The organism is Planococcus notacanthi (genome assembly GCF_030407825.1).
Taxonomy (GTDB): domain Bacteria; phylum Bacillota; class Bacilli; order Bacillales_A; family Planococcaceae; genus Planococcus; species Planococcus notacanthi.
In genome coordinates this window covers 423743-439961 of record NZ_JASDCQ010000001.1, presented here as the reverse complement: position 1 = coordinate 439961, position 16219 = coordinate 423743, and the positions used below count along the sequence as shown (strand labels likewise).

Annotated in this window: 15 protein-coding genes; 4 read left to right on the top strand and 11 right to left on the bottom strand. The window is 43.4% G+C overall.

From position 1 onward, the window contains the following. Window positions 1-10: 10 nt before the first annotated feature. Window positions 11-520: a PaaI family thioesterase gene (locus QMA01_RS01995; RefSeq protein ID WP_290214200.1), complete on the top strand. Its 510-nt coding sequence runs from the start codon at window positions 11-13 to the stop codon at window positions 518-520. On the opposite strand, the gene QMA01_RS01990 is transcribed toward QMA01_RS01995, so the two are convergent. After that, on the bottom strand, window positions 501-1565 hold the full coding sequence (locus QMA01_RS01990) for a CAP domain-containing protein (protein ID WP_290214199.1): 1065 nt from the start codon (window positions 1563-1565) through the stop codon (window positions 501-503). The two genes, QMA01_RS01995 and QMA01_RS01990, sit on opposite strands and share 20 nt — an antisense overlap. Before the next feature lie 144 nt (window positions 1566-1709). On the opposite strand from QMA01_RS01990, the gene QMA01_RS01985 reads away from it, so the two are divergent. Further along, window positions 1710-2075, top strand: a complete 366-nt coding sequence (locus QMA01_RS01985) for a YugN family protein (protein WP_191713971.1) — start codon at window positions 1710-1712, stop codon at window positions 2073-2075. 80 nt (window positions 2076-2155) lie between these two features. Further along, window positions 2156-3211, top strand: coding sequence for a sporulation integral membrane protein YtvI (gene ytvI, locus QMA01_RS01980; protein WP_290214198.1), 1056 nt, complete (start codon window positions 2156-2158; stop codon window positions 3209-3211). A 28-nt stretch (window positions 3212-3239) separates the two neighbouring features. Here the strand turns inward: ytvI and QMA01_RS01975 are convergent, their stop codons facing one another. From QMA01_RS01975 to cyoE, 7 genes are all read right to left on the bottom strand, one after another. Next, window positions 3240-3701, bottom strand: coding sequence for a DUF420 domain-containing protein (locus QMA01_RS01975; protein ID WP_203339380.1), 462 nt, complete (start codon window positions 3699-3701; stop codon window positions 3240-3242). A 15-nt stretch (window positions 3702-3716) separates the two neighbouring features. Beyond that, complete coding sequence (gene ctaG, locus QMA01_RS01970) at window positions 3717-4640, bottom strand: cytochrome c oxidase assembly factor CtaG (RefSeq protein ID WP_290214197.1); 924 nt, start codon at window positions 4638-4640, stop codon at window positions 3717-3719. Window positions 4641-4942: 302 nt separating this feature from the next. Continuing rightward, entirely contained in the window at window positions 4943-5275 is a 333-nt protein-coding gene (gene ctaF / locus QMA01_RS01965) for a cytochrome c oxidase subunit IVB (RefSeq protein WP_203339378.1), read from the bottom strand. Continuing rightward, on the bottom strand, window positions 5275-5901 hold the full coding sequence (locus tag QMA01_RS01960; protein WP_203339377.1) for a cytochrome (ubi)quinol oxidase subunit III: 627 nt from the start codon (window positions 5899-5901) through the stop codon (window positions 5275-5277). The genes ctaF and QMA01_RS01960 overlap by 1 nt, the downstream gene beginning before the upstream one ends. Then, on the bottom strand, window positions 5891-7774 hold the full coding sequence (locus QMA01_RS01955; RefSeq protein ID WP_290184540.1) for a cytochrome c oxidase subunit I: 1884 nt from the start codon (window positions 7772-7774) through the stop codon (window positions 5891-5893). The genes QMA01_RS01960 and QMA01_RS01955 overlap by 11 nt, the downstream gene beginning before the upstream one ends. A 31-nt stretch (window positions 7775-7805) precedes the next feature. Continuing rightward, window positions 7806-8897: a cytochrome c oxidase subunit II gene (gene coxB, locus QMA01_RS01950; RefSeq protein ID WP_290184537.1), complete on the bottom strand. Its 1092-nt coding sequence runs from the start codon at window positions 8895-8897 to the stop codon at window positions 7806-7808. A 51-nt stretch (window positions 8898-8948) separates the two neighbouring features. Beyond that, window positions 8949-9866 (bottom strand): heme o synthase, encoded by a 918-nt coding sequence (gene cyoE / locus QMA01_RS01945; protein WP_191713963.1) that lies wholly within the window; start codon window positions 9864-9866, stop codon window positions 8949-8951. 348 nt (window positions 9867-10214) lie between these two features. Between cyoE and QMA01_RS01940 the strand changes: the two genes are divergently transcribed. Next, window positions 10215-11126, top strand: coding sequence for a COX15/CtaA family protein (locus tag QMA01_RS01940; RefSeq protein WP_191713962.1), 912 nt, complete (start codon window positions 10215-10217; stop codon window positions 11124-11126). A gap of 43 nt (window positions 11127-11169) precedes the next feature. Here the strand turns inward: QMA01_RS01940 and pyc are convergent, their stop codons facing one another. From pyc to QMA01_RS01925, 3 genes are all read right to left on the bottom strand, one after another. Then, window positions 11170-14610, bottom strand: a complete 3441-nt coding sequence (gene pyc, locus QMA01_RS01935; protein WP_290214196.1) for a pyruvate carboxylase — start codon at window positions 14608-14610, stop codon at window positions 11170-11172. Between the two features lie 15 nt (window positions 14611-14625). Then, complete coding sequence (locus QMA01_RS01930; protein ID WP_191713960.1) at window positions 14626-15792, bottom strand: FtsW/RodA/SpoVE family cell cycle protein; 1167 nt, start codon at window positions 15790-15792, stop codon at window positions 14626-14628. 143 nt (window positions 15793-15935) lie between these two features. Next, window positions 15936-16217, bottom strand: a complete 282-nt coding sequence (locus QMA01_RS01925) for an Fpa/YlaN family protein (RefSeq protein WP_058384833.1) — start codon at window positions 16215-16217, stop codon at window positions 15936-15938. Window positions 16218-16219: the final 2 nt, after the last annotated feature.

Here is a 16219-nt window from a genome sequence, read left to right as displayed (position 1 = left end):
GATTGTCATCATGAACCCGATAACTCATCAATTGGAGCGCATTCTCGAAAATAGCAGCGCTGAAGATTTAGAAATCCTGAATGATTACCTGAAAAATTTCGAAAAAAAACAGCAAGGTGAATTTGCTACCTATTTAAGCGCAAGTTTGGACATGACCCGTATTACAGACGACCAAGCTTCTATGGTGTCTATTCCAAATACTCCCCACATCCATAATAACGTAGGGATTCCCCATGGTGGGATTCTGGCAGTGCTGCTCGATACTGCGATGGGCACACTGGCAAATAGCAAATGCGATCCCGGATTTGCAGCTGTAACCACGACGCTGACGATCAACTATCTCACTGTGGCTGATGAAAAGAAAATAAGTGCACAGGCACGTGTGATTCGCAGTGGCAGACATACGATGGTACTTGAAGGAAATATCTTTCAGGAGGATGGAAAACATATTGCGACAGCAACCGGTTCGTTTTTCATCATCCCCAAAAAGGAAAAGCCTGCTATTGCTTCTCAACAGTAGCAGGCTCTTTTTCAAGGAAGGTCTGGGTATAGTACTTGCCGAAAACACCGACTCCCGTTTGGTTGTATTGTTGGCTGAGCAAAGTTTTACGATGGCTGTCCGAATTGGTCCAGCCATGCACTGTCTCCGCTGCATCGTAATAGCGTGTTGCCGTGTTGACAGCCGCTTGCTTAAACACGATATCTGCTTCTTGTAAGCGGGCATGCAGATCTTTGATTTCCATTTCCTCGGAAGAAAAATTCTGCTTAGCCATATCTTCGCTATTCGCTTCAGCGACCTTGTTGGCCACAGGATTGACGGCCAATGGCTTGGTTTGATGATGCAACCGGTAAACATTGACTAAATCGACAATCTGTTTAGCATTCCCATCATTGATGGATTGCTGAAGCGTTGAAGAGGGTGTTTGGATCGGCAATAACTCACCTGAATACATCATGTCATAAGGCTGGTGGCGAATTAAAGTTTCCGCGTCCATAAAACGGACGGCCTCCAATGAGCGGTCGATAGAGTCGATATACAATTGTGCGTAAAGCCCGTCAAATTTGACCAGCAGCCGTTTGTCCAAGTCTTCCGCTGCAATATTGAAGGTATAGGTATTGGTTTCATACTTGATGGTGACTTCATTTTCTATAATAGTGAAACGGTACAGGTCATCCAGGCTTTGTCCAATTTTATAGGGAGCTGCATCTGCTGCCGCTCCAGCCGTATAGACTTGGACGATTTCCCCTTCTTTCACGCCGATCATCGTAAAATGGGCGTATGATGCGTTATATATCCACCAGTCGTATCCGAAGGCAGATGGCTCAATCCGTTCGGGTTCTCCGTATCGCTCAACCCATTTGTCGCTGGACTCCCCGATATAGGTGGAGATGCCTGTGGCCGGCCGGTCGATATCCAGTGATTCATCCACAATATCTTCGTTCGGCAAAGGCTCTACCGTCCGCGGTGCTTCTAGAACATCATTTTCGTTTATAGCAGGATCGAAATAAAATAAGCCGATTAGAACGATCGATAGAAAAATCATAATGCGCAGCAAGTCTTTCAACCGAACAGCCCCTTTGCTATTGTATCAACACTATTATAACAGCCGCCTTTACACTGACACAATCTAGCCATTGCAACAACTCAAATTATGATCTATTATTAAAGGAGCATTTAGTCTTTTTTGTTATAGAGGAGGAGAGATCCTATGTATTTTGAAAATACAGGACTTGAAAACATTCACGTAGATATTGCATTACTTGAAAGCATCATGAACAAACATGGTCTGACAAAAGAAGGACAATGGGATTACGAGCGTGTCACTTATGACCGCAAATTCATCGTACGCGAAGGCACATATTATCTGCGCGTATTCGCTTATGCTACTGACGGAGATGTTGATTCAAACGATGCCACTATGCGCGTCCTGAAGCCGGTACTCGGTAAACATTATTATCCGCATGGTGTTGAATATGGTGAAGACGAAGAGTTCCCAGAACACTTGGTTAAAACTTGTATCGGATTATTAGACTCCATCAAAAAGGATGTTCAATCTTTCGAAATCAATGTATAAAAATTCCGCAGTTCACTATTGAACTGCGGTTTTTTAAACCGATTCATGAATATCCTAATTTCATAAGGAGGACTTGATTAGTGAAGTGGTTGACGAAGAGAACATTAACGACCGCCATCGTCATTGCGGTCTTAATTTTAATTTCCATATACATACTGCCTATTTCCATACCATTAATTATCGCCTTAATTACGGCTATTTTTTTGGAACCACTTGTTAATTTTATACAAAAAAGGTTTAAATGGCGTAGAAAAACCTCTGTAATTTCTGTTTTCATTCTATTTCTTGTTATTGTTTCCGCTTTGCTTTATTGGACCATCACGCAATTGGTTGGCCAAATTATTCAATTTACGAAAATGGTACCCGAATACATCAACTCCCTATCTGCTATGTGGGATGAGTTTCAACGGTTCTTTTTCCGTTCAACTAGAGATATGCCCGTTGAAGTGGTCTCTTCATTTGAAACTGAACTTGCGGGCATCATGGAAGAAATCCGCAATTGGATTTTGACCATTGTCAATTACGATACCATTTCAAATCTGCTGACAGGCATCCCTTCTTTTCTCGTCAGCTTTATCGTCTTCCTGATCGCGCTCTTTTTGTTCATGTTGGACTTGCCGGATTTGAAAGTCATGCTTTTCAACCGACTGAAAGATTCAACAGCGGAAAAAGTCCGTTTTATGTTTGCACGTTTGAACAAAGTGATTTTCGGTTTCTTAAAAGCACAATTCCTGGTCAGTTGCATTATCTTTATCGTTTCACTGGCAGCTCTGGCGTTTATCGCACCGGAATATGCGATTGTGATGGCCCTGCTGATTTGGCTGATTGATTTCATTCCTATTTTAGGTTCGATCATCGTCCTGACGCCTTGGTTTGCTTACGAATTCATCACCGGTGACATCGTCCAAGGAACCCAATTGGCTATTCTGGCTTTAGTACTTCTGATCATCCGCCGGACTGTAGAACCGAAAGTGATGGGAACTCAAATCGGCCTGTCTCCTTTAGCGACATTAATAGCCATGTTTATCGGGCTGCAGCTTATCGGCTTCCTTGGATTCTTCGTCGGACCGCTGATTGTCATTCTCTTTACTTCAGCTCGCGAAGCAGGCATGATTAAAATTGATTTTAAAGTATAAAAAAAGGAACCCCTCGGGGTTCCTTTTTTTATCCACCTAATATCGCTTTAAATACAGAAGTTGTGTGGCCGCCTTCATAGAAAACATAAAGCAGCAGATAGACCATAACCCCTGTTATCGCAGTGGAGAACCAGATCACACTGGTGATCGGTCCGATTTTACGGTGTTTCGACAGTTGGTTTTTCCAACCCCAATAGATTGTGATCAAGCCCATAACTCCGCCTGTCGTAGCCAAGGTGATATGGAAAATCAAAAAGACTGTGTAAAAGATTTTCAACTCGTCAGGGCCACCAAATGCGGTGTTTCCGACAAAAATCGTTCGAGACATATAGATGATGAAGAAAGTCAATGCCGCAGCACCTGCTCCCACCATCACTTTCTTGTGAGCTTCAATTTTGCGGCGACGAACCAGATTCCAGCCGATCGCCACCAAAATTGCGCTTAATACGATAAAAAATGTACTGATAGTCGGCAGTAGCGGCAAATTCATTTAAGTTATTCTCCTTTAAGCATTGTGTCTGTGGTAAGCCATGTCTTTTCGATCCTGTAAAACTTTTGCAGTGATTTCATCAGCGTTATCGTTTTCATTGCGCAGCCATTCATAGAATACCAACCAGATAAAGACTGTGAAAACGAGCTCTTGAATTATTTTCATTGTAATTCCGCCCGTCCGCTGGTCCTCAATCGTCGACATCGTAGAGAATAACTCAGGCCCTGAAAGGTTCAACTGAGAAAGAGTTCCTGCAGGTACACATAGAGCCATTGCCTGAAGCCAGGCTTCTCCATTCGTATATGTTGCATAGAAAGGTGTATCACTAAAGATGATCAACGCACACGCCGGAGTTACCAATACACTAAGTCCGAATAAGTACGCCAATTTCTTCAAACCGTGGAATTTATGCACGCCCTCCAAATTGTTGACCACTGGCCACCAATACAAAAGCGCTGATGTGAACAATACGATATTAACAGCGCCATGGAGAAGAACATCCTGTTTAACAAAATCAAAAACCATTGGAATGTGATAAAAAGAAAAGGCCATTCCAAACAGGATCAACGCAAGCATCGGTTTTGTTAAAAGGTTAAATAATGGTTTGATGACAGGCAGCTCAGTGAAAGCTTTCCAAATATAACTCGGAATTCCCATAATCAAAAGCGGTGGAACCAATAGCAGCAATAATGCCATCTGGACCATGTGCATGGTAAACAAAATATGTCCGTATAAATCCACTGGTGAACCTTTAATAATATAAAGTAAAGCGATGCCTGAAGTAAAAAGCGCAGCTTGTTTTACACTAAGCGGTTGATTTCCTTTAAATTTCCCACGCCACTTTACAGTGACCAAAAAATAGAGAATCGTCACCAGAACGAGGACTGCTAAGTAATACGGACTCCATAAAGCCTGAAACCCGAAAATACTGATTGGCATTGTAATGGGACCTCCTTTTCCTCAAGTACCCTCATTATATAGTGCTCTTCAAACTATATCAATGAACGAACTATGAACAATCCCAAATGCGCAAACCCCTTCTTTTATGGAGAGATGATCAGAGGACCGATTGCCATTTCTTCTTGCACCAACAAACCGGACATCTACTTTTACTATATCAGTAGGAATAGCCTTTATTCTTCTCCAGGCTCGTTTTAACGCAGCTTCATGTTCTGAGCTATAACTGATCCGAAAGACAAAAAACCCCTTTACCTCGAAAGGTAAGGGGGTTTTAAGATATTCTACCACCAAACAATTGTTACTAATGCAAGAATGGTGATGAAAGCTACAAACATTCCACAGAACATGAAGAACGCGACCATGCCGTGCCCTTTTCCGCTCATGTGCATGAAGTAGTAAAGTTGAAGAACGACTTGAATAGCTGCAAGCAAAAGAATAATAGGAACAATCAAGTAAGCTGAGAATCCAGCGGTAACCATTGTAAAAGCAATCAATGTCAAGAAAATCATGATTGCAAATGTGGCTAAATGGCCCCGCATTTCTTCTGCTCTTTTTTTCTTCGTGTATTCGAATTCTGCCTGCGATCTTACATGAATATGTGTATCGTGTGCCATTATCCGATCACTCCCATCAAATAGACGACAGTAAAGATGAATACCCATACGACGTCAATAAAATGCCAGTATAACGAAGCTAAATAGAATTTCGGTGCGTTGTACATATTCAATCCACGTTTTGAGTTGCGCAGCATTAATGCGATAAACCAGCTAAGACCAAATAGTACGTGAGCCCCGTGCGTTCCAACTAATGTATAAAACGCTGAACTGAAAGCACTATTCGTATAGCCGAAGCCTAAATGGACATAATGGTTAAACTCATAGATTTCCAACCCTAGGAAAGTCGCACCAAGCAGGACTGTAATTCCAAGCCAAGCCTGCATTGCTTTGAAATTGTGGTTTTTCATATGGTACATAGCGTAAACACTTGTCAATGATGAGGTCAAGAGAATCATTGTCATTGCAAAAACAAGTGGCAGTTCAAAGAGTCCAGCGGCAGAGAATTCCATGCCGCTTGGCCCTTTATCTTTTAATGCAAGGTAAGTTGCGAAAAGCGAAGCAAACGTTACTGTCTCCGCAGCAAGAAGCAACCAGAAACCAATAAACTTATTTTTCCCCTCCATCGTAGCCGTTTCAGGATGTTCCGGCCATGATTGAGGAGTATATTTTTGATTAATGTCCATCGGTGTTGCCTCCCTTCGCGTCTTCAAGTAATTCTGCTTTAGTAATATGGAAGCCCAGATCATCTTTCAATGAACGCAATAGCATTGAACCGAAAGTGATTCCCAGACCAATAATCAACACTGCCAACGCCCATGGCTTGTCGCCATCGAGGAAGTACAATGCTCCGAATGAAGCGATGAACATACCAAGTGAAATTACAAATGGAATGATCGAGCCATTCGGCATATGGATATCGCCAAGAGGTTCAGCGAAAATCATACCTTTTTTGTTGCCATCCATTTTTTCGATCCACACTGAATCAAGACCACGAACTAATGGAGTTTGAGCAAAGTTATAGAACGGCGGTGGAGATGCAATTGCCCATTCCAATGTACGGCCGTCACCCCACGGGTCATTGCCGACGCGCTCGTTTTTAATAGATGTCAATACTACGTTGACTAAAAGGATGATTACACCGATAGCCATGAATACTGCACCAACAGAACTGATTGCGTTGAATAGATCCCAGCCCTGGTCTGCTCCGAATGTGTAAACACGGCGTGGCATACCCATCAAGCCAAGGAAATGCTGAATGAAGAATGTTAAATGGAATCCGATGAAGAAGAACCAGAACGTCCATTTGCCTAATTTTTCACTAAGCATCGTTCCGAACATTTTCGGCCAGTATAAATGTGTACCTGCCAAAATTGCCAGAACCACCCCACCTACAATTACGTAGTGGAAGTGAGCTACGATAAAGTAAGAGTCATGCAACTGGTAATCCAAAGGAGCGATTGCCTGCATTACCCCTGTAACCCCACCCGCAACAAATGACGGAATGAATGCTACAGCGTAGATCATTGGTACTGAGAAGGAAATATTCCCTCCCCATATCGTTAAGAGCCAGTTGAAGATCTTGATACCGGTTGGGACTGCAATGATCATAGTCGCAAGTGCGAAGACAGCGTTGGCTGTTGGCCCTAAACCGACTGTGAACATGTGGTGAGCCCAAACCATGAATCCGTAGAAACCGATAAGGATTGTTGCGAAAACAAGTGCAGTGTAACCGAATAGGCGTTTACGTGAGAAGATCGCAAAGATTTCGGAGAAAATACCGAAAGCCGGCAAAATCAAGATGTAAACTTCAGGGTGACCGAAGATCCAGAATAAATGCTCCCAGATGATCGTGTTACCGCCCATTTCAACTGCAAAGAAGTTAGCGTCGAACATACGGTCGAAGACCATGAAGAAAAGTCCAACAGTAAGTGGCGGGAATGCCAATAAGATCAACGCAGAAGCAACGAAAGTTGTCCATGTGAACAAAGGCATTCTCATGTAAGTCATACCCGGAGCACGCATGTTGATGATCGTTACCAGGAAGTTAATCCCTGCGATCAGCGTACCAAAACCGGAAATCGTTAATCCCAGTGAATAGAAGTCAATGCCTTTTCCTTCGGATGCAAGGGCAAGAGAAGCATAGTTCGTCCAACCTGCATCTGGTGCTCCTCCCATAAACCATGAAAGGTTAAGGAAAATACCACCAAAGAAGAAAAGCCAGAAACCTAGTGAATTCAAGAATGGGAAAGCTACATCACGCGCGCCGATTTGCAAAGGCATAATAGCGTTCATGAAAGCCAGTAAAATCGGCATCGCTGCCAAGAAAATCATGGTAGTACCGTGCATTGTTATAATTTCGTTATATGTTCCAGCACTTAGGAAATCATTCCCTGCTTTAGCCAACTGGACACGGATCAACATCGCTTCCAATCCACCGATCAGGAAGAAGATACCACCTGAGATGAGATAAAGGATTGCGATCTTCTTATGGTCGACCGTTGTCATGAAGTCCCAAATCGTAGCGCCGAAGCCCTTTTTTTGAGCAATAGAACTCACACTGTATACCTCCCTTTTTTAAGCTTTATTTCTACTCTTCGACTGATAAGCCCATTAAATAGGCTGCAAGAGCATCAAGTTCTTGGTCTGTCAATTCGTTACCGCCGTTTAAAGAAGCGGCATCCGGCATCAAGTTGCCCGGCTTGTATTCTTGTGGATCTGCAATCCAGTTTTTAAGGTTTTCTTCATTGTGTTCTAAGTATCCTGCAACACGGTTGCGGTCGCCGAATGTCGCCATGTTAGGGCCTACTCCAGAAGCAGTGACTGCACCTGAAGTTGCGTGACAAGAAATACAAGCTAATCCGTCTTGTCCGAACAATTCTTCACCTTGCTGAGCAAGAGCGCCTTCGGCAGGAGTTGGTTCAGCCTGCATTGCCGTTACCCATTGGTCAAACTCTTCGCGATCTACAGATTTCACTTTGAAATCCATCAATGCGTGAGAAGGTCCGCAAAGCTCAGCACATTTACCGTAGAATACGCCATCTTCAAGTTCTGAAGATTCCTGGTCAAATTCAAGGTAGAAAGTGTTTACGTTTTCAGGGTTAACATCCAATTTACCGCCAATGGATGGAATCCAGAATGAGTGTTTGATATCCGCAGAAATCAAGTTGAAATAAACACGCTCATCAGTCGGTACAACTAACTCTTGTGCAGTTGTAATGCCTTGTTCCGGGTATTCAAATTCCCACCAGTAAAGTTTACCGGTAACGTTGACTGTCAAATGAGTCGAATTGCCATCCTCTGCCTGAACGTCCATTGATGTAACGTCAGCCAAATCGAATGTCGAGTACACTGTCGGAACAGCAAGAATCAAAAGAAGAACAATCGGAACAGCTGTCCAGATAAATTCTAATCTTGCGCTTCCTTCGACTTGCTCAGGGATCATGTCTTCTCCCATTTTAGAGCGGCGGAACTTAACAATTGCCAATACGAAGATAATCGATACAACAATAATGACAAACAACATAACGACAGATGATAAAATCAATAGATTAAATTGATCTTGAGCAACTTTGCCTGCTGGTATTAAAGTTGAAATCTCTTCACGTCCGCATCCCGCAAGAAAAACCAGTAATGTGGTCATCAATGCGAAAAGGCGCCATTTTTTAATCCCTTTCATCATAGCTTTTCATACCCCTCTCTCATTTAAATAATTTCTCTTTAGAAATATTGATCAGACAAAGACAGCAAAAATAATCATTGAAACAAATAAAATGGTCATATAGTTCAATGAATAGATAAACATTGTCTTCGCCCATTTCAAATCATCAGTCACTTTAAAACCGCGAATAGCCAATACAAGCCAGCCGATATTCAAAAGTGTAGCTAAGATGATGAAGCCTGTCCCGAGTTCCATTAATAGGAATGGCAGAGGGAAAAGCATTACAACCCATGCAAGCATCGATTTTTTTGTTCGGTGAAAACCCTTAACTACCGGTAGCATAGGAATGTTCGCTGCCCGATACTCTTCTGTCCGTTTCATAGCCAGTGCATAAAAATGCGGTGGCTGCCAAATGAACATGATTAGGAATAACGCCCAAGCGCCTGCGCCCAGTGATGGTTCTACAGCTGCCCATCCGATAAGTGGCGGAATCGCACCAGAGATGCTCCCCACGATCGTGTTGCTGACATGCCGTCTTTTTGACCACATGGAATATAAGACGACATACGCTAAAACTCCGGCAATTCCCAATACACCAGCTGATACAGAAGCGGAAAACAAAAATATTTCGCCTATAACGATGAAAGAAACAGCGAGTGCCAATACAGCAGATGGCTTAAATCTTCCTGTCACTGTCGGACGTGCTTTCTTACTTTCCATTAACGGGTCTATATCCGTATCGATGTAGTTGTTCATGGCTGCAGAACCCGCAATGATCAGTGCAGAACCGACTATTGTATAGACGAGGATATTCAGCTCACTCAGAAAATGTCTGTCAGAGAACTGGAAGGCGAGCCACAATCCTGTAAAAACAGTAATTAAATTAGAATTCACGATTCCAATTTTTATAAGTGCCAAGAAGTCTTTCAGAAATGTGGACGCTTCCGGAGCTTCGTTCGCCTCTGCAGACATTGCCCGGCCGTTTGACATATAATTCCCCTCCTTTCAAAGTTGTAAGCATATTCCGCTAACCATAACTATATCTAAATTCCAGTTGTTTTTCTACATATAACTGAAATTTCCTGATAAAAGAGATGATTTTCACGCAAATGGTCTCACAAATATCCATCTCCTATCATACATGAACGGCCTCACTATTTTAAGATAGAAAAATAATAGTTTTTGAACAGTTTGTGAAGCTCCAATTATTATGTCCAAATCTTGAAAGTTTCTACTATTGCTGATTTCTCGTTGTGTTTTAAAGAAACTTTCGCTATTATCGAGTATGCAGGTAAATGAATCTTGAAAAGTTTTCTATAGAAAAAAGTAGGTGGTATTTTGCAGCAAAATAGATATATCAAATGGTTTGCCGTTGCGGCTACCATAGGCATGCTGTTTATTCTTCTGGGCGGCGCCCTGGTCACTAAGACCGACAGCGGTTTAGGCTGCGGACGAAACTGGCCAGACTGTAATGGCAAGCTGATCCCGGATAATATTACAGCTGAAGTATTGATTGAATTTTCGCACCGCCTTGTTACCGGGGTCGTCGGTATCCTGATAGTCATTTTAGCAGTATGGGCCTGGAGAAAATTCGGCCATGTACGAGAAACAAAATTTTTGGCAATTATGGCCGTTTTCTTTTTAGTTCTGCAGGCATTGATTGGTGCAGCACAAGTTCTTTGGGGACAAGGTGATTTCATCTTAGCTCTTCACTTTGGCATCTCCCTGCTGTCGTTTGCTTCCATCTTATTATTGACGCTGCTGATCTTTGAAGTGGATCGGAAGTTTGACGCTGATCGTTTGCAGATCGGCAAAAAATTGCGCTTCCATACAATAGGCGTTACGTTATACTCCTACATCGTAGTCTATACGGGCGCTTTAGTACGCCATACCGAATCCAGTTTGATCTGCGCGGATTGGCCACTATGCCGAAACGATGACTTTGCATTGCCCAGCAATATGTACGAATGGGTCCAAATGGGCCATCGCGCTGCAGCCGGCTTAATCGTCATCTGGCTCGGTTACATTGCCTGGCACGCATTCAAGCAATACAAAGACCAGCGTGTCATCTATTGGGGTTGGATCATCGCTTTCATCATCGTCCTTCTTCAAGCGACCACCGGCATGCTCGTTGTTTTGACAAAACTGAATTTGTTTGTGGCACTTCTTCACTCGCTGCTCATCTCTATGCTTTTCGGTTTATTGTGCTATATGGTGCTGCTCGTTTCACGCAGCCGAATTAAAAAGTAAAAGTAAAAACAAAAATGGCTGGCGCTTTGGCGCCAGCCATTTTTTATTTTTTCTCCATTTCAATCAATAGGTCGCCTGTAGAAATGCCATCACTTGCCACTACATGGATATCTTGAATGGTTCCATCAAACGGAGCCTGAACAGTCGTTTCCATCTTCATTGCTTCAGTTACCAGCAAGTGATCTCCACGTTTCACCTTAGTGCCTTTTTCCGTTAGGACTTTTAATACTGTCCCCGGCATAGTCGCCGCAATATGGCTTTCATTGGTCGGGTCTGCTTTCGGTTTAGCGGTACTGTCCGTTTCCACCGTCATGTCCTGAATGCTGACTTCACGTGGTTGGCCGTTCAATTCGAAATAGATGATGCGCGTTCCATCTTTTTGCGGTTCGCCAATTGATACCATCTTGATCATCAATGTCTTGCCTTTTTCAATTTCCACTTCAATTTCTTCCCCTAATCTCATCCCATACAAGAATGTCAGGGTGTCGAGAACAGAAACATTTCCGAACTGAATATTGGTAGCTGTATACTCCTCAAATACCTTCGGATAAAGCGCGTAAGCCAAAACCTCATGGCTTGTAACCGGACGCTCCAACTCGTCGTAAAGAGTTCTTTTGATTTCATCGAAATCAGCAGGATCCAGCAATTCGCCAGGGCGAACTGTAATCGGTTGGCGCTCTTTCAAAATAACTTTCTGAAGCTCTTCAGGGAATCCGCCATGAGGCTGTCCAATATAACCTTCAAAGAATTCGATGACTGATTCAGGGAAATCGATTGTTTGCCCTTTTGAGATGACAGTCTCTTCATCCAACTCGTTTTGAACCATGAACAAAGCCATGTCTCCCACCACTTTAGAAGAAGGCGTTACTTTTACGACATCCCCAAACAGCAGGTTGACGCGTGAGTACATGGTTTTGACTTCTTCCCAGCGCAATCCAAGCCCAACTGCTTTTGCTTGCTGCTGGAGATTGCTGTACTGTCCGCCTGGCATTTCATGCTCATAGACTTCTGCATGCGGACTGTTCATGCCACTTTCAAAGTCAACATAGTACTTGCGGACATCTTCCCAGTAATGGGACAATTTTTCGATTCCTTTAATATCTGCTCTGACTTCACGCCCGCTGCCGCTTGTTGCGTAATAAAGTGAATTGGCGCTTGGCTGTGACGTCAGCCCTGCCATCGATCCAAGTGCGGTATCTACGATGTCCACGCCTGCTTCGATGGCTTTTGAGTACAAATAGATGCCGTTGCCGCTTGTATCATGTGTGTGAAGATGGATCGGCAATGAAACCGTATCTTTTAATTCGGATACCAAGCGATACGCTGCTTCCGGTTTCAAAAGACCCGCCATATCTTTAATGGCCAGAATATGGGCGCCCGCTGCTTCCAGCTCCTTGGCCATATCCTTGTAGTATTGAACCGTGTACTTGTCACGGCTTGGATCCAGGATGTCTCCTGTGTAGCAAATCGCTGCTTCAGCGATCTTGCCGGATTGGCGGACTTCATCAATCGCCACTTCCATTCCTTTGATCCAGTTCAAGCTATCGAAGATGCGGAATACATCGATTCCTGCATCACCGGACTTGCGGACAAATTCGCGAATGACATTATCCGGATAGTTTTTGTATCCGACGGCATTGGCGCCGCGGAACAGCATCTGGAACAACACATTCGGAATTTCCTGGCGCAGTTTAATCAGGCGAGCCCATGGATCTTCTTTGAGGAATCTGTAGGATACGTCAAAAGTGGCGCCTCCCCACATTTCCAGTGAAAACAGGTCATTCTGCAACTGAGAAGTTTCTTTGGCGATTTCAAATAAATCATGTGAACGGACACGCGTTGCCAATAACGATTGGTGGGCATCACGGAATGTTGTATCCGTCAACAAGACATCTTTTTGCTCATGTATCCATTTCGTCAATCCGTCAGCACCCTGCTGATCGAAAATCTGCTTTGTCCCGCTTGGTGCCGGAGCTAATAGATCCACTTCCGGTTTGCGCGGCGCTGCATGAATCGGTTTGTTGTTCTTCTCGATCCCTGGGAAACCGTTGACGGTCACATTGCCGATATAGCTCAATAACTTCGTACCGCGATCCTGTCTTACCGGGAAGATGAACAATTCCGGTGTGTTGTCGATAAAGCTTGTATCAAAGTCACCTTTGATGAAATTTTTATGCTTGACGACATTTTCCAGGAACGGGATGTTCGTTTTGATTCCCCGGATACGGAATTCCTGAAGGTTGCGGTCCATTTTACCGGCAGCTTCCTTGAACGTTACGGCCCATGTAGATACTTTCACCAAAAGCGAATCGTAATAAGGTGAAATTACAGCACCCTGGAAGCCATTTCCTGCATCCAGACGGACACCGAATCCTCCACCAGAACGATAAACCATCAATTTCCCGGCATCGGGCATAAAATCGTTTAATGGATCTTCTGTTGTTACACGGGATTGGATCGCGTAACCGAATAACGGAATATCCTTTTGCTGTGGAATGCCCACTTCTTCACTATGGATCATATGCCCTCTGGCAATATGGATCTGTGCATGGACAATGTCGATTCCTGTAATCATTTCTGTAATGGTATGTTCCACCTGAATGCGCGGATTCACTTCAATAAAGTAAAATTCATCGTTTGCTACAAGGAATTCGACAGTTCCCGCATTTATGTAGTCAATGTTTTTCATCAATTTAACTGCAGCATCACAAATCTCATTACGCAATTCGTTGCTGATTGAATTGGAAGGCGCGATTTCTACGACTTTTTGGTGGCGGCGCTGAATTGAACAATCTCTTTCATACAAATGAACGACATTGCCTTCTGTATCGCCTAATATTTGAACTTCGATATGTTTTGGCTTCTCAACGAACTTTTCAACGTACATTTCATCCGATCCAAAAGCCGCTTTCGCTTCGGACTTTGCGCGTTCATATGAAGATGCCAGCTCTTCCTGCGTTCTGACGATGCGCATTCCGCGTCCTCCACCGCCAAGAGAAGCTTTGATCATTAACGGAAACCCAGCTGTTTTACTGAATTCTTCAACTTCCTGTAATGACTCTACAGGACCATCTGTTCCTGGAATTACGGGAATGCCTGCAGCGATCGCCTGAGTACGCGCTTTCACTTTGTCACCGAACATGTCTAAATGTTTGGAGCTCGGGCCAATAAAGACAATTCCTTCTTCTTCACAGCGTCTGGCGAAATGGACGTTTTCCGACAAGAAGCCATATCCCGGATGAATTGCATCCACGCCGGAATCTTTTGCGATGCGAATGATATCTTCAATATCCAAGTAAGCATCAATCGGCTTTTTGCCTTTACCCACTAAATAGGATTCATCTGCTTTGTAGCGATGATACGAACCGCTGTCTTCCTGTGAGTAAATCGCAACAGTTTGAATTTTCAGTTCTGTACAAGCGCGGAAAACCCGAATAGCGATTTCTCCGCGGTTTGCTACCAAGATCTTGTTAATCTCCTTCACACCACAGCACACCCTTTACTTTTTCGTTTTTTCGTATTTATTGAACATGGAAACATTCATTAATACTCCCATAGCTAAAGATAACAAAATTACCGAGGTTCCGCCATAGCTTATGAAAGGAAGTGTGACTCCAGTTAACGGAATTATGCCCGTCAAGCCACCTAAATTAACGAAAGATTGAATTCCGATCATGCTGGCAACACCCGCTGCAAGCATTCTTGCCAACGGATCATGCGTGGTCATGGCAATCCAAAGCCCCCGCAAAACAATGAAAGCCAGTCCCCCTAAAACGAAAACGACACCCAGGACTCCCAGTTCTTCAGCAATGACAGACATGATGAAATCCGTATGCGGTTCCGGAAGATAGCCAAGCTTCTGTATGGATTGGCCGAGTCCCAGCCCGCTTAATCCACCGGATCCGATGGCCAGATACCCATTGACTATTTGAAAGCCAAAGCCCAGCTCATCGGAAAACGGATTAAAGAATGCATCTAAACGGCCAAGGCGTTTCTCGGTAAAAATCATGTCTCCAGCAAATAGCATGAAAGGCACAATAATGATTGATGCTGCAGCGATAAAAACACCAGCCAGACGGATAAAGGGTTTTAAGCGAACCCCACTTGCCGACATGACTGCTAAACCAACTGATCCGATAATCAACATCGAACCAAGATCCGGTTCAAGAAATACCAAAAATAAGACGAGCGTCAAAATAATAACCGGTGGAATGATGGATTCATTCAGCTTGTTGATGGTCCCTTTATTGTATTTGTTTGAAAAAACACCTGCCAAGTACAAGATGATGCCGACTTTCGCCACTTCCGACGGCTGGATATTGGCAAAGCCGAGGCTGATCCAACTTTTTGCCCCACCTGCTGCAAATCCAATAAAATGAACAGCTATCAATCCGGCAAAAACAACAGTTAAAATCGTCACCATCATCCAGCGTTTTTTAAAATGCTTGTATGGAAAGATTGCAGCCACTACAAAGACCGGGAATGCGATGGCTAAGTTGATTAATTGCTGTATGTAAAAACGATCGGGCGCTGAACCGTAATAGTTGACCGACCAGGCCATACTTGAACTGTAGATCATGATCAATCCGAATAAGGTCAGTGCTAAGTATGCGAAAAACAATGGGTAGTCGAAGAATTTTGCGTATTTCTTGATGTAAGATTTCATTTTTATACCTCTTTTAATTTGATAGTTTTAATGGCAAAAGCGCAAGCGGCCTACACTCACTTCGTTTGCGGCTTTCGCAGTACTGAATGATTATACTTCTTAAATTGTAAAAAAACTCAAACAGCGTTCGTTTGAGTTTTAGATCATTTATTTGTATACGCTTCATGCAGAATGGAAAGTTTCTTCTCCAGCGTATCCATTAAATTTTTTCCAGCCTCACGTTCAATGAGCCCCAGCTTTACCGCAAAATCAATTTCGCGTGAAAGACCGAACATTTGGGTGTCAAGCACCTCTTCGTATAAAGGACAAGATGGCAATGTCAAATGGTCCATTTGCACCTTAATCAGCTGCTCGATTTTTTCTGCATCAGCTTTGAGGAGTTCTAAAGCCTTCAGATGGTATGTTTGTTCTTCTGTATGTTCCATGA